The 18,771-nt window shown below is 66.7% G+C and carries 18 protein-coding genes and 2 pseudogenes; 8 read left to right on the top strand and 12 right to left on the bottom strand.

The window, feature by feature from the left end:
* Nucleotides 1-97: 97 nt before the first annotated feature.
* The 3 genes from HKK74_RS32230 to HKK74_RS32220 all read right to left on the bottom strand — a co-directional run bounded on the left by HKK74_RS32230 (nt 98) and on the right by HKK74_RS32220 (nt 2,927).
* Nucleotides 98-1,087 (bottom strand): FAD binding domain-containing protein, encoded by a 990-nt coding sequence (locus HKK74_RS32230; RefSeq protein ID WP_187247171.1) that lies wholly within the window; start codon nt 1,085-1,087, stop codon nt 98-100.
* Nucleotides 1,084-1,626 carry a (2Fe-2S)-binding protein gene (locus tag HKK74_RS32225; RefSeq protein WP_187247170.1) on the bottom strand — a complete coding sequence of 181 codons (543 nt, stop codon included), beginning with the start codon at nt 1,624-1,626 and terminating at the stop codon, nt 1,084-1,086. Before HKK74_RS32225 ends, HKK74_RS32230 begins: the two co-directional genes overlap by 4 nt.
* Nucleotides 1,627-2,015: 389 nt before the next feature.
* Nucleotides 2,016-2,927 carry an AraC family transcriptional regulator gene (locus HKK74_RS32220; RefSeq protein WP_187247169.1) on the bottom strand — a complete coding sequence of 304 codons (912 nt, stop codon included), beginning with the start codon at nt 2,925-2,927 and terminating at the stop codon, nt 2,016-2,018.
* Nucleotides 2,928-3,111: 184 nt separating this feature from the next.
* On the opposite strand from HKK74_RS32220, the gene HKK74_RS32215 reads away from it, so the two are divergent.
* Nucleotides 3,112-3,429, top strand: coding sequence for a putative quinol monooxygenase (locus tag HKK74_RS32215; RefSeq protein ID WP_187247168.1), 318 nt, complete (start codon nt 3,112-3,114; stop codon nt 3,427-3,429).
* Between the two features lie 136 nt (nt 3,430-3,565).
* Nucleotides 3,566-4,324, top strand: a complete 759-nt coding sequence (locus HKK74_RS32210) for an SDR family NAD(P)-dependent oxidoreductase (protein ID WP_187247167.1) — start codon at nt 3,566-3,568, stop codon at nt 4,322-4,324.
* 265 nt (nt 4,325-4,589) lie between these two features.
* Here HKK74_RS32210 and glgC read toward each other — a convergent pair whose 3' ends face one another.
* On the bottom strand, nt 4,590-5,825 hold the full coding sequence (gene glgC / locus HKK74_RS32205) for a glucose-1-phosphate adenylyltransferase (RefSeq protein ID WP_187247166.1): 1,236 nt from the start codon (nt 5,823-5,825) through the stop codon (nt 4,590-4,592).
* Between the two features lie 70 nt (nt 5,826-5,895).
* Between glgC and glgA the strand changes: the two genes are divergently transcribed.
* Nucleotides 5,896-7,077, top strand: coding sequence for a glycogen synthase (gene glgA / locus HKK74_RS32200; protein WP_187247165.1), 1,182 nt, complete (start codon nt 5,896-5,898; stop codon nt 7,075-7,077).
* Between the two features lie 462 nt (nt 7,078-7,539).
* Here the strand turns inward: glgA and HKK74_RS32195 are convergent, their stop codons facing one another.
* Entirely contained in the window at nt 7,540-8,292 is a 753-nt protein-coding gene (locus tag HKK74_RS32195) for an SDR family NAD(P)-dependent oxidoreductase (protein ID WP_187247164.1), read from the bottom strand.
* Between the two features lie 283 nt (nt 8,293-8,575).
* Nucleotides 8,576-8,968: an ester cyclase gene (locus HKK74_RS32190; protein WP_187247163.1), complete on the bottom strand. Its 393-nt coding sequence runs from the start codon at nt 8,966-8,968 to the stop codon at nt 8,576-8,578.
* Between the two features lie 130 nt (nt 8,969-9,098).
* Between HKK74_RS32190 and HKK74_RS32185 the strand changes: the two genes are divergently transcribed.
* Together HKK74_RS32185 and HKK74_RS32180 are read left to right on the top strand one after the other, a co-directional pair.
* On the top strand, nt 9,099-10,058 hold the full coding sequence (locus tag HKK74_RS32185) for an AraC family transcriptional regulator (protein ID WP_222722993.1): 960 nt from the start codon (nt 9,099-9,101) through the stop codon (nt 10,056-10,058).
* 175 nt (nt 10,059-10,233) lie between these two features.
* A pseudogene (locus HKK74_RS32180) lies at nt 10,234-10,584 on the top strand (IS5 family transposase); the annotation flags it as partial.
* A 124-nt stretch (nt 10,585-10,708) separates the two neighbouring features.
* Here HKK74_RS32180 and HKK74_RS32175 read toward each other — a convergent pair.
* From HKK74_RS32175 to HKK74_RS32160, 4 genes and pseudogenes are all read right to left on the bottom strand, one after another.
* Nucleotides 10,709-11,907 (bottom strand): annotated as a pseudogene (locus HKK74_RS32175) (IS3 family transposase).
* Between the two features lie 36 nt (nt 11,908-11,943).
* Nucleotides 11,944-12,111, bottom strand: coding sequence for a hypothetical protein (locus tag HKK74_RS32170; protein ID WP_187247182.1), 168 nt, complete (start codon nt 12,109-12,111; stop codon nt 11,944-11,946).
* 63 nt (nt 12,112-12,174) lie between these two features.
* Nucleotides 12,175-12,777 carry a response regulator transcription factor gene (locus HKK74_RS32165; protein WP_187247162.1) on the bottom strand — a complete coding sequence of 201 codons (603 nt, stop codon included), beginning with the start codon at nt 12,775-12,777 and terminating at the stop codon, nt 12,175-12,177.
* Entirely contained in the window at nt 12,774-13,925 is a 1,152-nt protein-coding gene (locus HKK74_RS32160) for a sensor histidine kinase (protein ID WP_312881999.1), read from the bottom strand. The genes HKK74_RS32165 and HKK74_RS32160 overlap by 4 nt, the downstream gene beginning before the upstream one ends.
* Before the next feature lie 107 nt (nt 13,926-14,032).
* Between HKK74_RS32160 and HKK74_RS32155 the strand changes: the two genes are divergently transcribed.
* From HKK74_RS32155 to HKK74_RS32145, 3 genes are all read left to right on the top strand, one after another.
* Nucleotides 14,033-14,926, top strand: coding sequence for an ABC transporter ATP-binding protein (locus tag HKK74_RS32155; protein WP_187247160.1), 894 nt, complete (start codon nt 14,033-14,035; stop codon nt 14,924-14,926).
* Between the two features lie 26 nt (nt 14,927-14,952).
* On the top strand, nt 14,953-15,672 hold the full coding sequence (locus HKK74_RS32150) for an ABC transporter permease (RefSeq protein ID WP_187247159.1): 720 nt from the start codon (nt 14,953-14,955) through the stop codon (nt 15,670-15,672).
* A gap of 202 nt (nt 15,673-15,874) precedes the next feature.
* The gene (locus tag HKK74_RS32145; RefSeq protein WP_187247158.1) at nt 15,875-16,642 is read left to right on the top strand and encodes an oxidoreductase; all 768 of its coding nucleotides are present in this window, start codon (nt 15,875-15,877) and stop codon (nt 16,640-16,642) included.
* A 219-nt stretch (nt 16,643-16,861) separates the two neighbouring features.
* Here the strand turns inward: HKK74_RS32145 and HKK74_RS32140 are convergent, their stop codons facing one another.
* The gene (locus tag HKK74_RS32140; protein ID WP_187247157.1) at nt 16,862-17,329 is read right to left on the bottom strand and encodes a MarR family winged helix-turn-helix transcriptional regulator; all 468 of its coding nucleotides are present in this window, start codon (nt 17,327-17,329) and stop codon (nt 16,862-16,864) included.
* Nucleotides 17,330-17,553: 224 nt separating this feature from the next.
* On the bottom strand, nt 17,554-18,585 hold the full coding sequence (ltrA, locus tag HKK74_RS32135) for a group II intron reverse transcriptase/maturase (RefSeq protein ID WP_222722991.1): 1,032 nt from the start codon (nt 18,583-18,585) through the stop codon (nt 17,554-17,556).
* Between the last annotated feature and the right edge of the window lie 186 nt (nt 18,586-18,771).

Here is an 18,771-nt window from a genome sequence, read left to right as displayed (position 1 = left end):
TACGGTGCGGTGCCCAGCCGGTCGTTCCGCGTCCGCAGATGCGCTGGTAGGGAACGCGTTCATACGTTGGATCTCCTTAAGGACTTGTGGCCGGTCGTCACTTGGTCCGGGCGGCGAGCTCGGTCAGGACGGCCTCGATGAGATTGCGGGCCAACGTCACCTTGTATCCGTTGTCGCGAAGCGGTTTCGCGGCCGACAGCTCCGCATCGGCGGCGGCCCGGAACTTGTCGGCGGTGGCGGCTCCGTCCTGCAGGACGGACTCGGCGACCCGAGCGCGCCAAGGGCATGAGGCGACACCGCCCAAGGCGATCCGCGCACTCCGAACCGTTCCCTCGTGGACGTCCAGAGCCGCCGCGATGGACACGTTGGCGAAGGCGTAGGACGCGCGCTCGCGGACCTTGCGGTACTGCGAACGCGGGGACACGGCGGACTTCGGCAGGCTGACCGCGGTGATCAAGGCGCCCGACGGCAGCACCGTCTCGTGCTGCGGCGTGGCACCGACGGGCAGGTAGAACTCCGACAGCGGGATTTCGTGGGTCCCGTCCAGCGTCTCGTAGCGCACGACCGCGTCGAACGCGGCCAGGGCCACCGCCATGTCCGAGGGGTGGGTGGCCACACAGTGATCGGACCAGCCGAGGACCGCGTGGTTATGGTGCTCCCCAGTGATCGCCGAACACCCGCTGCCGGGGCTCCGCTTGTTGCACGGCTGTGAGGGATCGGCGTAATAGGCGCATCGGGTGCGCTGCAGGAGGTTGCCGCCCACCGTGGCCATGTTGCGCAGTTGCCCCGACGCGCCCGCCAGCACCGCCTGACTCAGCGCTGGATACCGGCGGCGCACCTCGGGATGGGCCGCCGCATCGCTGTTGGTCGTCGTCGCGCCGATGACGAGCCCTCCGCCCGGCGCCGCGCGGACACCGTCCAGCGGCAGATGGCGCACGTCCACCAGCCTGGTGGGCATCTCGACCCCGTCCTTCATCAGGTCCACGAGATTCGTTCCGCCGCCGAGGTACTGAGCGCCCTCGTTCCCGACGACCATGGTGAGGGCCTCACGGATCTGGCTGGGCCGGTGATAGGCGAACTCCTTCACCTCGTCACCTCCTCGCGAGATGCCGTCTCGAGCACGGCGCGCACGATCGACGGATACGCGCCGCAGCGGCATAGGTTGCCGCTCATCCGCTCGCGCACCTCCCCAGCGTCAAGTTCCGGTGCCGGGCCGTCGGGGGAGATATCGGCGGTGACCGCACTGGGCCAGCCCGCAGCGTGCTCGGCTAGCATGCCGATGGCCGAGCAGAGCTGCCCGGGTGTGCAGTACCCACATTGGAAGCCGTCCAGTTGTATGAACGCCTGCTGCAGCGGACGCAGTTCACCGTCGTCGGCGAGACCTTCGACCGTGGTGACCTCTGCCCCGTCTGCGGCGACCGCCAGCGTCAGACAGGACACCACACGCCGGCCGTCCAGGAGTACCGTGCAGGCGCCGCACTGCCCGCGGTCGCAGCCCTTTTTCGGCCCGGTGTGCCCCATTCCTTCCCGTAGTGCGTCGAGCAGAGTCCTGCGGTTGTCGACGCTCAATCGGTGTGTTCGGCCGTTGACATGAAGCAATATCTCGCTGCGGATGTCGTCCGTCATCTGTTATTCCTTTCTCCGCCTGCAGTGGATGCCCGTGCGTACGGCCGGATTCCGAGCACATCCGAAAGCCTTTGCCCACGGCGAATCCATAGGGGATGCAGACAGTCAACCAGCCGTATGGGGAATCGCGTTGCCTAAAAATGGCGGAGTCTTGCACAATCCTACTCGCCTTACCATGACCCACTTCGCACCACAGAACCCAGCCATTAATGCCTTGCACCTTGAGAATCTGTTAACTTCGGCCGTCAAGGGCAGCTCAGATGAATCCGGGTTCTCGCCAACGGATTACTGCACCTCAACTCCGCGGGCCGACCAAAGCCCACGGAGCGGCGAAGCCCGAAGACGGAATCGCCAGCCGTGCACTCTGCTGGGCCCGGCTGATGTCCCGTTTACGTCAGGGGGAGAAGGCCCTCAGCGGTGCGCACGGCGTGACGCAGGTGGGCGGCGTCCTGGCTGGGGGGCGCGCCGAACTGGCGGCGGTATTCCCGGCTGAACTGTGATGGGCTGTCGTAACCGACGCGGCGGCCGACTCCAGTGACGTCGTTGGGGTTGGTGGCGAGCAGTAGGCGGGCCTCCTGCAGCCGGATCTGCTTTTGGAACTGGATGGGGCTCATCGCAGTCACCGCCTGGAAGCTGCGGTAGAAGGCGGAGACGCTCGTGCCGGACAGCTGCGCCATGTCCTCGACCCGGAACGGCTGCGCGTAGTGCTCGCGGATCCATCTCACTGCCCGCGCGACGTGGCTGAGACTGCTGTCGGCGAGGCCGAACTGGCGCACGATGCTGCCCTGCTCGCCGGTGATCAGCCGCCACAGGATCTCGCGCTTGACCAACGGGGCGAGCACTGTCCGGTCGCGGGGCTCATCAAGCAGGCGCAGCAGCCGGACCACCGCGTCGAGCAGTGGGCCTGGAGCGTCACTGACGGCGATGCCCGGCAAGGCGCTCCCGCCGGCGCGGGGGGTATCTCCGGGCCCGGCCTGTAGCAGCAGTTCAGCGACGGCGGACGGTTCCAGCGTAAGACCGAAGCCCAATGCCGGGTGCTCCAGGCTGGCTTCGATGAACTGTCCGGTCACGGGCAGGTCCACCGACGCGACGAGGTACTGCCCGGCACCGTACTCGAACACACGGTCGCCCAGTGCGAGGCGCTTGGAGCCCTGGGCGATGACCGCCAGCACCGTGCCGGACATCGATGGCGCCGGCGGGTCGGACCGCTCAACCTTCGAGATGTGGACGCCGTCGATGGCGGTGGTCCAGTCGGGCCGCGCGTGCCGGGTCAGCAAGGTGCGGAGCTCTTCGAGGTACATACCCCCAGTGCAGCACATGTCCGGTCGCCAGCTCCCTTACGGGAGAGGATTGTGCAAGTGCCCGCCATCATCGTTCTAACGTTTCCGCAGGTCACGCGCATTGAATGGAATCACTCGATTCCAGGAGGAGGTCGATGGCCTCTGCTCCAGGACCACACCCCGCCGCCCACAGAAGAAGGTAGTCGTGATCGCCAACTACGGATTCAATGCCACCCTGACCGCCAAGCCCGGAATGGGTGATCAGCTGGCCGACCTGCTGCTGACCGGCCTGAGCGAGGGCAACCCCGGCGCGAGCGAATACTGCGTCGTCTACCTCGTCTGCCGTTCGGCGTCCAACCCTGACCTCGTCCATGTCACCGAGGGTTGGACCAGCGAGGAGGACCACCACCAGATCTTCGCCGGCGACGCCGCACGGGCCATCGTGAAGCGGATCGACGGGATGCTGGCCAAGGAGCCCGAGTACGCCGACTACGTACCGCTCCACGGCAAGGCCGCCTTCTGAAGGCCCGCCGACCGAACCCCTAGCCCTTCCTGTCCCCGGCTTCCGTCGCACAGTGCCGCGACGCCGGGCACGGGACACCGACGGACCAGGTCACATCCGGCGTCCGTCGACCGACCACCAACCCAGGAGGATCATCATGAAGGTCACTGTCATCACTGGCGCCAGCTCTGGTATCGGGAAGAGCGCGGCGATTCAGATCGCCAAGCGCGGAATCGGAGTGATTCTGACCTACGGCAACAACCCGCAAGGAGGGTTGGAGACGGCGGCCGCCATCGAGAAGGAAGGCGGCACAGCTGTCGCGCTGCAGCTGGACGTCGGTGAGACCGGCACCTTCCCGGCGTTCCGCCAGTCCGTGGTCGAGGTGCTACGCGATATCTGGCAGCGCGACACGTTCGACTACCTGGTGAACAACGCCGGCTTCGCGCACGCGTCGATGCTCGAAGACACGACCGAGGAAACGTTCGACAGACTGATGCGGGTTCTGCTCAAAGGGCCGTACTTCCTGACACAAAGGCTGCTGCCGCTGATGGAGGACGGCGGGGCCATCGTCAACACGAGCAGCAACTCCGCGGCCGCATACGGCCTGGAGCCCGGATATTCGGCCTACGCAACGATGAAGGGCGGACTCAACGTGCTGACCCGCTACATGGCCAAGGAGTTCAGCATGCGAGGCATTCGCGTCAACTCCATTTCTCCGGGCTCGACCCGCACCCGGATCAGCGATGACGCCTTCGAGCGATTTCCCGAGGTCATCCCGGCCCTCGCGGCGAAGACCGCTCTCGGCCGGGTCGGCGAACCCGATGACATCGGTGCGATGATCGCTACCCTCCTCTCCGAGGAGAGCCGCTGGGTCACCGCCCAGAACATAGAGGTGTCCGGTGGCTACAATCTGTAGTCGTATCCGTACTTGAAGCCGGCGGGCCACCTCCGAGCGCGCCGCCGTTGTTCGGCGAGCGCAGGGGGTGCCAGGCGAACGTTCCGCCAGACAGCCGCCTGTGTACCGTGAAATATTGCCGCACAACCGAAAGCTCGTCAGGGGTCATTGCACGATAAAACTACTCGCAGCGCGCCCGCACCCCCACGACACACTGACCTAACAAAGTACTACTAGGGGACTCCGCCGCGGGCGGGGGCGTCATCCGCGGGCCGCGATTGTCGGTTCAAGGCGGGATGATCTGGTTCTTCTCGATGACCCGGACTCCGCTCGGGGTGATGGTGAAGCGCTCCTGGTCACGGGCCAGGTCGACACCGATTTCGGCTCCGTCGGGAATGATGACGTTCTTGTCGATGATGGCTTGTCGGACGACGGCGCCGCGCCCCACCCGTACGCCGTCCATGAGCACGGAGTCGCACACCGTCGCGCCCGCGTCCAGATGGACGGCCGGGGACAGGATCGATCTCTCGGCTGTTCCGCCGGAGAGGATGGCGCCGGGGGAGACCATCGAGTCGGTCGCGTATCCGCGCCGGCCTTCCTCGTTGAAGACGAACTTGGCCGGCGGCAGGGGGGCGTGACCCGTGTAGATGGGCCATTCCCGGTTGTAGAGGTTGAAGATGGGATGTACCGAGATGAGATCCATGTGCGCCTCGTAGAAGGCGTCGAGGGTGCCGACGTCGCGCCAGTATCCGCGGTCCCGGTCCGTCGATCCGGGTACCTGGTTGTCGGCGAAGTCATAGACCTGTGCGTGTCCGGCACTGACCAGCTTGGGGATGAGATCTCCGCCGACGTCGTGTTTGCTCGACGGGTCGAGCGAGTCCTGTTTCACGATGTCGATGAGCACCCGGGTGTCGAACACGTAGTTGCCCATCGAGGCGTAGACCTGGTCGGGGGCGTTGGGCAGGCCCGTGGCGTCCTTGGGCTTCTCGCGGAACGCGGAGACGCTGACGCCGTCCGGACCGGTCTCGATGACGCCGAACTGGTCGGCGAGCGCGAGCGGTTGGCGGATCGCGGCGATGGTGACGCCGGCACCGGAGTCGAGGTGCTGGTCCACCATCTGGCGCGGGTCCATGCGGTAGATATGGTCGGCCCCGAACACGACGACGTGGTCGGGGCGTTCGTCCTCGATGAGGTTGAGGTTCTGCAGGATCGCGTCGGCCGAGCCCGCGAACCAGCGTGGGCCGAGGCGCTGCTGGGCCGGGACCGGCGTGACGTAGTTGCCGAGCAGCGTCGACATCCGCCAGGTCCAGGACACGTGCCGGTCCAGGCTGTGGCTCTTGTACTGCGTGAGTACGACGATCTTGAGGTAGCCGGCGTTCGCCAGGTTGGACAGGACGAAGTCGATCAGCCGGTACATGCCGCCGAACGGGACCGCCGGCTTGGCCCGGTCGGCCGTCAGGGGCAACAGCCGTTTACCTTCGCCACCCGCCAGCACCATCGACAGCACGTGAGGCCTCGCCATGATGTGACCATAGCCGCCCGCCCATCCCGGGAACAGGTCAAACCGCCTATTGCGCACTACGCTGACGAACATGCGCGCAGATCTGCTCACCCGTGAGTATCCGCCGGACGTGTACGGCGGGGCGGGCGTCCACGTCGAATATCTGGCTCGCGAACTGCGCGCCATCTGCGACGTGAGGGTCCACTGTTTCGGCGACGACCGGCCGGAGCCGGGCGTCGCCGGCTACGGGGTCCCGGGTGGCCTGACCGCGGCGAACCCCGCTCTGCAGGTGCTGGGCGTCGACCTGGAGATGGCGGCCGCCGCCGAGGGCGCGGACCTGGTCCACAGCCACACCTGGTACGCCAACCTGGCGGGGCACGTCGCGAAGCTGCTGCACGGAATCCCGCACGTCATGACGACGCACAGCCTCGAGCCGCTGAGGCCCTGGAAGGCCGAGCAGCTCGGCGGGGGCTACGCCGTCTCCTCGTGGGCGGAGCGCACGGCCATCGAGGCGGCCGACGCGGTCGTGGCCGTGTCGGAGGGCATGCGCCGCGATGTGCTCGACTGCTATCCGAACGTAGACCCGGACCGCGTGACGGTCCTGCACAACGGCATCGACACGGCCGAGTACGCCCCCGACCACGGCACCGACGTGCTCACCCGGCTCGGCGTGGACGCCGCCCGCCCGTCGGTCGTGTTCGTGGGGCGCATCACCCGGCAGAAAGGGCTGCCCTATCTGCTGCGGGCGGCACGGTCCTTCGATCCCGCCGTCCAACTCGTGCTGTGCGCCGGAGCGCCCGACACCCCCGAGATCGCCGCTGAGGTCGAGACTCTGGTGGGCGGTCTGCGAGAGGCCCGCGACGGCGTCATCTGGATCACGCGGATGCTGCCCCGGCCCGATGTCGTGCAGCTCCTCACCCACGCCGGTGTCTTCGTCTGCCCGTCGATCTACGAGCCCATGGGGATCGTCAACCTGGAGGCCATGGCCTGTGAGGCGCCCGTCGTGGCCACGGCGACCGGAGGCATTCCCGAGGTGGTCGCCGATGGCGAGACGGGTCTGCTCGTGCCTATCGAGCAGACCGCCGACGGCACTGGGACACCCGTCGACCCCGGCCGCTTCGTCGCCGATCTGGCCGACCGCGTCAACGCCCTGATCGCCGAGCCGGCGCGCGCGGCCGTCATGGGAAAGGCGGGGCGCAGGCGAGCGGTCGACCACTTCTCGTGGTCCCGGATCGCCCATCGCACCCATGCGCTGTACGACAGCCTCAGCTGATGATCCGGGAGCGGGCGCTGAATATTCGTCAGTGGGGCGGTGCGCGTGCAGCCAGGACCTTGATGTGGCCGACAGAGACCGCCACCTCCAGGCCAGCGCGCTGCTAACTGGACCTACGGCGCGGCCGCGCTGCAGCAGCATCGCCCTGACCTGCTGCAGCGGAATCTGCCGGCGCGGTAGCCCATGCCCGACCGTGGCGCCGTCCAGCGACAGCGGAGCGGGGCCATGGGTCAGCAACCAGAACGCCGAGCCGACCGTGTCCAGGGAAGTGTGCGCGTGGCCAGAGGCGGATGGGCTGCGGCGCCTGCGAGCGCAGTGTGGCCGACCGCCCGAGGGCGGCTGGTCTGCGCGGTGGTCACCGGTGGTGCGCAAGCGAGGCGACGGGCGGTTCACCGCACGCTCCTAGTAGTAGCGGCATAGAACCTGGAACGCTTCAGATGCCACCCACCGTGTGGTGCCTGCTCAGATCTGGTTCGTGCCACCGTCGACGTAGATGTTCGCGCCGACGACGTAGCTGCTCTGTTCCGAGGCCAGGAAGGCCACGACTGCGGCGGCCTCCTCAGGCTGACCCATGCGGCCCTTGGCCACGGTCGCGGCGACATTCTCCTTGACGGCCCGGGCGGTCTCCTCGTCGCCGAAAGCGGCGGTGCCCCCGGGAGTCTCGATCCATGCCGGCGAGACCACGTTGACCCGGATGCCACGGTCCTTGAGCTCGTTGGACCACGTCCGCGCGAAGGACCGGACGGCCGCCTTCGACGCCGCGTACGCGCCGAACGCCTCTACTCCACGGTCGCCGGCCGTCGAACCGACCAGGACGATCGAGGCTCCGTCGTTGAGCAGCGGCAACGCCTTCTGCACGGTGAACAGCGTGCCTCGGACGTTGACCGCGAAGGTCTGGTCGAAGTGCTCCTCGGTGGTCTGTTCCAGCGTCACGAACGCACCGACCGCCGCGTTCGCCACGAGCACGTCCAAACCCTTGCCTCGCGCCCGGACCGCCTCGTAGAGCCGGTCCAGGTCCTCCGGCTTCGAGATGTCGCCGACGACCGCGGTGGCCCGGTCTGCTCCGATGGTCTTAAGGGCGGCCTCCAGTTCGGACTCGCGTCGGCCGGTGACGAACACGTACGCGCCCTCGTCCGCCAGCCGTACGGCGGTGGCCAGACCGATACCGGTGCTGCCCCCGGTGACCACCGACGTCTTGCTATCCAGCTGTCCCATGTGGGTGTCTCCATCACTCTCTCGATGCCGATCCGTTCGACACCGATACTGCGGGAGAAAGGGAATACTATCCATGATGCAGAGTCCGGCGTTCTTTACGTATCGTCCAGGAGGTGTCGTCGGTGCTCGGATTTCGGGATCCAGTGGCTGACGCGATCGGCCTGCTCCGGCCCCGCACGGTGATCGGGCCCAGCCTCCGGGCCGCGGCGAGCCGGTGCTCCTACGGCAGTGCTCCCCACAGACACCGCCTGCGGGGAGCACTGTGCGGCTGAGCCCGACTGGGTCAGCCCGCGAGTTGCTTCTTTAGTGCCTCGACGTCGTGGACGTTTGACATCTGCACGAACTTTCCGTCGTGGATCCGGTACATGGCGACCTCGTCGATCTCGATGGGAGCGCCCGTGGGAGCCACCCCGAGCCATTCCTTGGTGGGGGTGCCGTGGTTGACGGAATGGCAGGCCAGAGTTTCACCATGGATCACCACCTCCTTGATCTCCCAGTGGATGTCGGGAACCGCGTCGGCGATGCCCTTGAGCGCCGCGACGACATCCGCACGAGTGGCCGGCTGGCCGTGCGAGAGGATGGACTCGCTAACGAACTCGTCCATACGGTCCCACTCATGCGCATTGAGGGCCTCGCAGTAGCGGTCGTAGAACTCGCGCGTGTTGAAGTCGGACATGACTGCCTTTCTCGCCCGTGTCCGGGCTGTACTCGTGTGCTCATCGTTCACTTGCGACATCGATACTGCGCGAGAAACGAAGTACGATCCATGACGCATGGTCCAGACTTCCTTACGTATCGTCCAGGAGGTGTCGTCGTTGCTTGGCTTTCGGGATCCAGTGGCTGACGCGATCGGCCTGCTCCGGCCCCGCACGGTGATCGGGCCCAGTCTCCGGGCCGCAGGTGAGTGGGCTTTGCGCTTCGACACGTTCTTGCACGTGCGGATCGGCGGCCTCGTGCGCGGCACGTGCTGGTTGATCCTCGAAGGGCACGAGCCGGTGCTCCTGCAGGAGGGTGACACCTTCATGCTGGGCAACCCGCCGCCTTACGTGCTGGCCAGCACGCTCGACGCAAGCCCGCGCCCTGCGGAGCCGGTGTGGGCGGGTGCCGAAGACGGGTTCGTGCGGATCGGCCCGGAGTCCGAGGAGGACCTCTACCTCTGCGTCGGGCACATCGCGTTCGACGACAGGAACGCGGCCCTCCTGACCGATCTTCTGCCGCCGCTCGTGATCGTCCGCGTGGCCGATCCTCATGGCAGGCGGCTCGCGCAGCTGATCGATCTCCTGGCCACCGAGGTCGGGGTCGCCGCCGCCGGCGGCCCGCTGGTGCAGAACCACCTCGCACAGATCCTGCTCGTGCACATGCTGCGTGCTCACGCCGGTCAGACAGACCGGCCCACCGGCTGGCTGGGCGCCCTGAACGAGGACGGCATCGGTGCCGCCCTGCGTGCCGTGCACGCGGACGTGGCCCACTCCTGGAGCCTCAAGGAGCTCGCCGAGATCAGCCACATGTCGCGTTCCGCGTTCGCCCAGGCCTTCAAGAGCCACGTCGGGGTCCCGCCGTTGGAGTACCTGATCCAATGGCGCATGAGCCTCGCGCGCGACGCCCTCGCCCGCGACACTCTGTCGATCTCCGAGCTCGCACGGGCCACGGGCTACCTGTCCGAGAGCGCGTTCAGCACCGCGTTCCGCCGCGTGGTCGGCTCATCGCCCGCACAGTTCCGGAACCAGGCACGGCAGCCACCGCGCTCGGCCGCGAACGGAAGCTGAAGGAGGCGTCCTGTGCTCAGCTGCGCCGCTCACGCTGGCGACGAAGACACCAGCACACCGCCCGCCGACACCACTACCAGCGACGCGGACACGCGTCATAAGCGCGACTGTAGTACTTGGCCGTGTCTGATAAATGATCATCGTTGGTCGGCTGGTTCCGGTCGAATGATCGTTTGTGGTGAGACGTGGTGAGTTGACCGAGGTGGCGTGGGCCCGGATCGAGCCGTTGTTGCCGCAGGTCGATGGGCGGGGGCGGCGGTGGCGGGATCACCGCCAGGTGATCAACGGGATTCTGTGGCGGTTGCGGACCGGGTCGCCGTGGCGGGATGTCCCGGAGCGGTACGGGCCCTGGCAGACCTGTTACGAGCGGTGGAAACGCTGGGACGAGGATGGAACCTGGGCCCGCCTGCTGGAGTGCGTGCAGGTCAAGGACGACTCGCTCGGGAGTTTGGACTTGGAGGTGGTCGCCATCGACTCCTCCATCGCCCGCGCTCACCAGCATGCCGCTGGGGCGCGGAGAGAGGGGGCCCGAGCGGGGGACGATCGAACAGGATGATCGCGAAAGCGGGCAGGACGCCCAGGCGCTGGGCCGCTCACGCGGCGGGTTCTGATGCGCCCCGCGTTTTCCGGACAGCTGCTTAACGGCTAATTCACGCTGCGAGCTGCCGGTTCTCGTACTCGTCGTGGACCTGTAGCGGGGTCCGGTACCCGAGTCCCGAGTGGCGACGCCGAGAATTGTACCACAATTCGATGTACCGTGCGATATCGCGGCGTGCGCGCTCACGCGTGGGGTACTGGGTGCGGTGGACGCGTTCATTCTTCAAAGCCGCGAAGAACGATTGGCCAGTGCATTGTCGTAACAAATGCCGGTCCGACCGACTGATTGCCGGAGTCCATGCTTCTGCAGCTTCTTGGCGAACTGCGTAGAAGTATAGTTGCTTCCACGGTCGGAATGGAAGATCGCATCTTCGGCGAGTCGGTGGTTGCGGACGGCCATGTCAATAGCGGCCTCGATAAGCGGTGTCTTGTAGTTATCGTCCATCGCCCATCCGATCACAGCCTTGGTGTGACAATCGATGACCGTGGCGAGATAAACCCATCCTTCCCAGGTTGGGATATACGTGATGTCGCCGACCAGCTTGGCGCCCGGTGCGTCCGCGGTGAAGTCGCGGTTCACCAGGTCGGGGATCGGGCCGGCCTGCACATCGGCCTCGGTGAGGCAGTGCCGCCAAGGCTTGGGCTGACAGGGCTCCAGCCCCAAGCTCACGCATGAGGAAGCGCACCAACTCAGGCCCGCACGGTATGCCCCAGTCGGCCAGGTCGGCGTACACCCGCCGGTGACCGTAGGTGCCATCGGAGTCCTCAAAGGATTTGGTGATGAACAGCTTCAGCGCCTCGCGACGCCCCGCGGTCGCAGAAAGCGGCCGATCGCGCCAGTCGTAGAATCCGGAACGGGATACCTCAAGCCATGCGCACATCTTGGTGATCGATGGCACTTCTGCGATGTTCGCAGTGGAGTTGGCCGCGTACTCGGCGTCGATGAACTCGAACTTGTCGCTCACCGATGATCCTTGGCAAAGTACGCCGCGGCCTTTTTCAAGAACTCGTTTTCCATGCGGAGTTCCCGAGCCTCGCGCTCAAGTTCACGGAGGCGTGCGCGTTCGCTGACGTTCAACGGCGGCTCATCGTCGGCATGCTCCCGACGGTAGGCGTTGACCCAATTGCCAAGGGTTCCCTCGTGGATACCGAGTTCTTTGGCGACCTGAGCGATCGGACGCGAGGTCTCGATCACCGCCTTTATGGCCTCTTCCTTGAACTCAGGAGAGAGCTTCCTACGCTTCTGCGACAACCATCTTCCTTTCCAGACAACCCAACCTTAGCTGGGTCACTGTCCGGAAGGTCCGGGGCACCTCATCGTGTCGTTGCGGTTGCCGGGTTGCGGGTCGCCGAGAGCCACGACGAGGCGAGTGTGGGCGTCGATAGCGACCTGCAGGACTAGCGCGCCGCGCAGGAAGTGCGTGGTGATCGGCGTGGTGACCGAAGTGAACTGCATCCTCTCAATCCATTGGTCGATGTCGGATAAGGCCAGATGGCGGGGACCCATCCGGACCGTCGCTTACAGCCAGTCGTGTTCGCGGGCGTAGCGCGCCGCCTCGTGACGGGTGTGGGTCTGGGTCTTCTGCATGGCGTTGGAGAGGTAGTTGCGCACCGTGCCCTGCGCAAGGTGGAGTCGGCCGGCGATGTCTGCGACCGAGTAACCAGAGCCGGTCTCCCGCAGGACGTCGAGTTCGCGGTCGGTCAGGGGGCAGTCGTCGATGACGGCCAGCGCGGAGACCTCCGGGTCGATCCAGCGCCTGCCGGTGTGCAGGGTGGCGATGACCGAGGTGATGTGGGCCGGCTCGGAGGACTTGCTGACGAAGCCCTGGACACCGAGTTTCAAGGCCTTTCGCAGCACGCCCGGCCGCGCGTGCCGGGTCAGCATGAGGACCACCTGTTCCGGGCGCGCGCGGCGGATCTGCGCGACCGCGCCGAGGCCATCCACGCCTGGCATCTCCAGGTCGATGACCAGCACGTCGGGTCGGTGCCGCAGGGTGGCTTCGACGGCCGTCTGTCCGTCTTGCGCCTCGGCGAGGACGGTGATGTCGCCCTCCAGCGGCAGTAGTGCGGCCAGGGCCGTGCGGAGCAGCACCTCGTCGTCGGCGAGCACGATGGTCGTCATCGGTCGTGCTCCCGCCCGGCCGCGGTCGTGCCGGCACGGGCGGAGGGGAACATCGCGGCCGTCCGGAACCGCCCCTCGTGCTGTTCCACGGTCAGCTCACCTCCGTCGCCGGACACTCGTTGTCGCAGGGCCGACAGCCCCCTGAGTTCCGGAGGTGAGTTGCCCGCCACCCCGTCGTTGACGATCGTGATACCCGCCTCGGAAAGCGTAATCTGCACCTGGGTGGCCTGCGCGTGCCGCAGGATGTTGGTGGTCGTCTCGCGCAGAACCTGGCCGAGCATTTCGCCGGCCCGGGCGTCGACCTCGGCCTCACGTGTCACCCGCACCCGGATGCCTGCGGCCTCGAACAGGTTCTTCGCGTTCTCGATCTCCGCCGAGAGGTTGAGCCGCCGTTGGGCGTAGGCGAGTTCCTTGGTCTGCGCGATGGTGTCGCTGACCAGGGCGTACGTCTCGCGTAGTTCCTTCTCCGCCCGTCCGGCGTCGCGGAGCAGCATCTTCTGCGCCAGCGCGATCTTCAGCTTCACCACGTGCAGGGTGTGGCCCTGGATGTCGTGCAGGTCGCTGGCGAACCGGACGCGTTCCCGGACGACAGCCAGCTCCGCCTCGCGCTCCCGGGTCTGTTCGAGTTCCCGGATGAGGTCGTAGAACCGCTCGCCCACGATCGTCATGACCGTCACCAGGACGGTGAGGGCAGTCGGAATGAGGACGTAGCTGACCAGGACCTCGTGTACGTCGTCCCGCTCCACCAGCAGCCGCGCCGCGCCGACGACGGCGACGTAGGAGAACAGCGCAGCCACCACCAGGGCCCGACGCCGCCGCACCTCGCGCAGGGCGAGGGAACCCACGGCGCAGACACCCCAGTACGCGTTCGGGCTGCCGGTCAGCAGCACCCCCAGCGGCCACACGGCTCCCGCCACGATCACGCCGGGCAGCGCGACCCGGGCGAGGTCGTTGGCCGTCCACCGTTCGAAGGCCACCAGGCCCGCCGCGACCCCCGGAGCCAGGACGACGACGTGCCACCAGGCATGCACGTCGATGAACAGGAGGACTGCCGCAGCGATCATGAGCGGCGGCAGTGAGGTCGCGAGATTGAGCCGGCGCAGCCGTCCCTGCGTCGACTCGGTGAAGCGCGGCGATCTTGCGGTCACCACCCCAGTATCCGGCATCCACCGGCCGCGACCAGTGACACCACATCACATGTAGCCGTGACATGGTTGCACTGACGGGTGGCCGCGAGTCCCGCTGTCATGGACGCATGTCCAATACACCAGTCATCGAAGTCGAACGCCTGAACCTCACGTACGGCGACTTTCACGCGGTGAAGGATCTCTCTTTCGAGGTACGGCGGGGGGAGCTGTACGCGCTGCTCGGCACCAACGGGGCTGGGAAGACCTCGACGCTGGAGACCATCGAGGGACACCGGAGGCCGACCTCCGGCACCGTGCGCGTCTTCGGGCGCAGCCCGCAGGACCGAAGCGCCGTACGTCCCCGGATGGGCGTCATGCTCCAGGAGAGCGGGTTCTCCCCGGACTTGACCGTCCGCGAGTCCGTCGGTCTGGTCGGCCGGCTCACCCGGCGTACCGACGACGTCGACCGGCTACTCGACCTCGTCGACCTCACCGACCGGGCCGGCCGAAAGGTGTCCCAGCTCTCCGGCGGGGAGAAACGACGGCTGGACTTCGCGACCGCCGTCTACGGAACACCCGAGCTGATCTTCCTGGACGAGCCGACCACCGGCCTGGATATCCAGTCCCGCGACGCCGTGTGGGCGACGGTGGACCGGGTGCGTGAGAACGGCGCGACCATCGTGCTCACCACGCACTACCTGGAGGAGGCGCAGCAGCGCGCCGACCGCATTGGGTTGATGCATCAGGGCACCTTCCACCGGGAAGGCACGGTCTCCGAGCTGACTCGCACCCTGCCGGCGGTCATCCGCTTCTCCCTCCCAGCACCGGCACCGTCGTTGCCGTTGCCGTTGCCGTTGCCGGCTGTCGTCGACGCCGACAGGAAGGTCATGGTCGAGACCTTTGCTTTGCAGGAGGACCTGCATCTCCTGCTCAGGTGGGCGCAGGAGCACGCCGTTGAGTTGCGGGGTCTGGAGGCCGGGGCAACCCGGCTCGACGACGTGTTCCGCGCCATCAGTAGCTGATTCGTTCTCTCGAGAGGAGTGTCACCGTGTTGTCCATCGCTTCCAGCGAGCTGATCCAGATCTTTCGAAACCGGCTTGTGCTGATCACCAGCTTCATCATTCCCGTGGTGGTCTGCGTGTTCTTCGTCCGTCAGCACGAGACCTTCGCGACCATCGGCAGCCTCGGCTACATCGCGGCGATCGTGATGTTCACCGTGGCCGCGTTCGGGCTCTACACCACAGCCGTCACCACCCTGGCGTCGCGGCGTCAGAACCTCTTCCTCAAGCGGCTACGATCCACCGCCGCCGACGACGCCGGCATCCTCGCCGGCCTGCTGCTACCCGTCGTCGTCCTCGCCCTGGTGCAGGTGACCGCGATCCTGACCGCACTGGCCGTGGTCGCCGGTGAGCCGGCCAACGTCGTCCTGCTGGTGGTGGCGGTCCTCGCGACCCTGGCGATGATGACCGGCCTGGCCCTGGCCACCGCAGGACTGACGAACTCACCCGAGCACGCCCAGGTGACCACCCTGCCCGTCACCCTCGGCGTGATCGCCGTGGCCTCCTGGGTGGGCATCAGCGGCACCGAGGACCTCACCCTGCTCAAGCGGATCCTGCCCGGCGGCTCGGCCACCGAGCTGACCATGAACGCCTGGAACGGTGGAGTCGCGGTGACCGAATCCCTTGCCCTGCTCGCACCGACGCTGGGCTGGGTCATCGTCGCCGTCGTCCTCGCCACCCGACTCTTCCGCTGGGAGCCCCGCCGATAACCGCCGCAACATCAGCTGAGCTACCCGCCGTAGGAACGACCGCACCCGCTGACGATGGCACGACGCCTCAACATCGGCCATCTGGATCCGAGGCCGTAAACAGAGCTGCCGGAGTGGATCGAGACCGGTACGCCCGGCGCGCGGGACGGGTCGTGTTCCAGGTGAACCACGCCACGTCGCACACCCAAGACTTGCATCTCACATGCGCGCGGGGCGCGTCAGCCACCCGGGCACGACCGGGCACCAGCCGGTCGCGCCCTCAGCGGTCGCCGCACGCGGGGCGTACGTGTTCACTCCCACCGGACCGCAGCTCGCGCCGACGCCCCGCGCGCTGTCGACCGGTGAAGTGGAGTCCTTCGCGGCAGCGGCGCGGGGCGCGGTGGAGGCCGGCTTCGACGGCGTGGAACTGCACGGCGCCAACGGCTACCTGATCGCGCAGTTCCTCTCCGGCAACGCCAACCTCCGCACCGACCGCTACGGCGGGTCCGTAGCCGGACGTATCCGATTCGCGGTGGAGGCTGTGGCGGCAACGATCGACGCGATCGGCGCGGACCGCGTCGGGTTGCGGTTGTCACCGGGTGCCGGCATCTGGGACGCCATCGACGCCGACATCCCCGAGCTGTCCGGCACGTTGCTCGCCGAGCTCATCGCGCTCGGCCCGGCGTACGTGCATCTGGCGGGCACCGACGAGCAGGTCCTGCTCGGGCTGCGCCGCGGATGGCCCGGCGCGCTCATCATCAACCCCTCGACGCCGAGCAATCCCGTTCCCGTCGACCCGGGACGACGCGAGCGTTGGTTGGCCCACGGGGCGGACCTGATCTCGTTCGGCCGCGCGTACCTCGCCAACCCCGACCTCGTCGAGCGGTTCCGAACGGACCTGCCGCTGACGGTCGCGGACCCCAACACCTACTACACCGGCGGCGACGACGGCTACCTCACCTATCCGGACACACTCGTGAGCGCCAGATAGGGCAGTCGCAACAGCACGAACGACCATCTTGGCGTGCCCGTGCGGTGGTCATCAGCTGTTCTCGAGGATCTGCAGGTCACAGGGCATGGATAGGATTTTCGGCACCCGCAGGGCACGGACGATGGTGGAGTCGACAGGATCGGTCTCGCCGTCGAGCGTGGCTTTCACGGCGCTGCAGTTCCATTCCACCTCGTCGGAAGCAGCCTGCTGTCCGATCCGTCAGTCGGGCTGCTTCTCCATATGTGCGAGGACGCGGTTCGAGATCCGGGCGAGCGTGTCGAGTTCTTCGTGGGTGAGGGCGTTGATGAACAGTCGGCGGACGTGTTCGACGTGTACGGGCGCGGCGTCTTCGATCGCCTTGTAGCCGGCCGAGGTGGCGACGATGAACGCTCCTCGTCCGTCGTCGGGACATTCTTCCTTGGCCACCAGTCCGCGTTTCGTCATCCGCCTGACCTGGTGGGACATACGGCTCTTCTCCCACTCCACCAGCTTCACCAGGTCCATGAAGCGCATCCGCCCGTCGCCGGTTTCGGTGAGTTTGGCCAACACGATGTAATCGGACGCGGACATCCCGGAGTCAGCCTGGACTCGGCGGGAAAGCCGTCCGATGAGCTTCTCCTGCATGCGGATGAAACTGTCCCAGGCGGCCGCCTGCTCCGAGGTCAGCCAGCGAGGCGTTGCGTCCATTGGTAGTCAGGGGCGCGGCGCCGCGAAGGCCCGTTTCCCCATCCCCCTTTCAATTCCGTACGTGCGGTTTTCCCGCATACGGCTTACCGATGATCTTCTTGACATGGTTACGCTGCCTGGACAGCGGATGGTGACTCGCAGTCGGTGCAGGCCGTGCCCGTTGAACCACTCCTCGGTCCACGCCTGGGTCTGTCCGGCTCGCAGGTTGCGGCCCCGCTTCTTGATCAATCGCCGCCTGACTCGGCCAGCGGTGCAGGTAGTAGCGGACGGTACCGTACTTCTGCCATGACCGGCCCGAAGCGGGCTCTGAAGTGGCAGCCGAGGAAGTCGAGTCCTTCCCGGCCCTCTCTGAGGTCAACGATCTTCGTCTTGTCCGGGTGCAGCCTCAACCCCAGCGATGCGAAGACCTCCTCGACCGCGTGCAGGGCCGCCCTGGCCTGGGCCTGTGACCGGCATAGGACGACTTCGTCGTCCGCGTACCGCACCAGCTCACCCACCCCGCGCTTGGACAGCTCGGAGTCCAGGACATGCAGGTAGATATTAGACATCAAGGGGGAAATAACGCCGCCTTGGGGAGTTCCCGCGACCGTCCGCGTGAACTGTCCATCCGCCATCACACCTGCTTGAAGCCACAACCGCAGCAACTTGAGCACCCGCCGGTCCGAAAGCCGCCTGGCCGCCTCAGCGAGCAACCGATCATGGTCGATCTCGCTGAAGAAGTTGACGATGTCGAACTCGACCACGAACACGCAGCCCTCGATGAAACCGCTGCGGAGCCGCTCCATCGCCCGCGTCGCCGACCGCTTCGGCCTGAATCCGTACGAGCACGACAAGAAATCGGCTTCGTAGATGGGTTCAAGCACCAGCTTGGCGGCTTGCTGAGCCACACGATCGCGGACGATGGGGATGCCCAGCGGCCGCTTGCCTCCCTGTGGTTTCGGGATCTCCACACGCCTGGCGGGCGCGGGACGGTAACGACCTGTGCGGAGGTCTTGCTGGAGCCAGGCAAGCAGTCGTTCGACCTCGTACTCCTCTTCCACGAACGCCAAGGTGACCCGATCCACCCCGGCGCTACCCTTATTGACCCGGACCCGTTCCCACGCCTCCCACAGCACGTCACCTCTGTGGACACGGTCATACAGGGCGTGGAAACGCCGCTCCGCAGACTGCTTGGCCGCAGCCCATAGCCGTCGTTGAAGTTCTCGCACTTTCATGATCGATGGACGGCCATCAACGCGACCCGCCCCACCGGTCACTACGACAGGCTGATGCCCGCCGGGGTGATTGGACCAGGCAAGCCCGGTCACTGCCCTCGCGCTTACCCTCTCCCACAGTCTCCTGTTCCGGCCCAGACCATGCACACGTGCCATCCTCCGTACCCCGGCAGGACCCGGAAGGCCGACCCTGGAACAAGGCCCCCCGGACATGGCCTTCGCCGCGGC

Origin of the sequence: Actinomadura alba (genome assembly GCF_014323705.1) — a bacterium.
Lineage (GTDB): Bacteria > Actinomycetota > Actinomycetes > Streptosporangiales > Streptosporangiaceae > Actinomadura_C > Actinomadura_C alba.
Note: the sequence above shows the minus strand (reverse complement) of the source record. Positions and strands in the feature narration are given on the sequence as shown.

Coding starts and splice junctions, on each gene's coding strand:
- HKK74_RS32165 (WP_187247162.1), bottom strand. CDS start 12,777: ATGACGACCATCGTGCTCGCCGACGACGAGGTGCTGCTCCGCACGGCC.
- HKK74_RS32195 (WP_187247164.1), bottom strand. CDS start 8,292: ATGGGACAGCTGGATAGCAAGACGTCGGTGGTCACCGGGGGCAGCACC.
- HKK74_RS32155 (WP_187247160.1), top strand. CDS start 14,033: ATGTCCAATACACCAGTCATCGAAGTCGAACGCCTGAACCTCACGTAC.
- HKK74_RS32190 (WP_187247163.1), bottom strand. CDS start 8,968: ATGTCCGACTTCAACACGCGCGAGTTCTACGACCGCTACTGCGAGGCC.
- HKK74_RS32225 (WP_187247170.1), bottom strand. CDS start 1,626: ATGACGGACGACATCCGCAGCGAGATATTGCTTCATGTCAACGGCCGA.
- glgC (WP_187247166.1), bottom strand. CDS start 5,825: ATGGCGAGGCCTCACGTGCTGTCGATGGTGCTGGCGGGTGGCGAAGGT.
- HKK74_RS32210 (WP_187247167.1), top strand. CDS start 3,566: ATGAAGGTCACTGTCATCACTGGCGCCAGCTCTGGTATCGGGAAGAGC.
- HKK74_RS32145 (WP_187247158.1), top strand. CDS start 15,875: ATGCGCGCGGGGCGCGTCAGCCACCCGGGCACGACCGGGCACCAGCCG.
- HKK74_RS32140 (WP_187247157.1), bottom strand. CDS start 17,329: ATGGACGCAACGCCTCGCTGGCTGACCTCGGAGCAGGCGGCCGCCTGG.
- glgA (WP_187247165.1), top strand. CDS start 5,896: ATGCGCGCAGATCTGCTCACCCGTGAGTATCCGCCGGACGTGTACGGC.
- HKK74_RS32220 (WP_187247169.1), bottom strand. CDS start 2,927: ATGTACCTCGAAGAGCTCCGCACCTTGCTGACCCGGCACGCGCGGCCC.
- HKK74_RS32170 (WP_187247182.1), bottom strand. CDS start 12,111: ATGCAGTTCACTTCGGTCACCACGCCGATCACCACGCACTTCCTGCGC.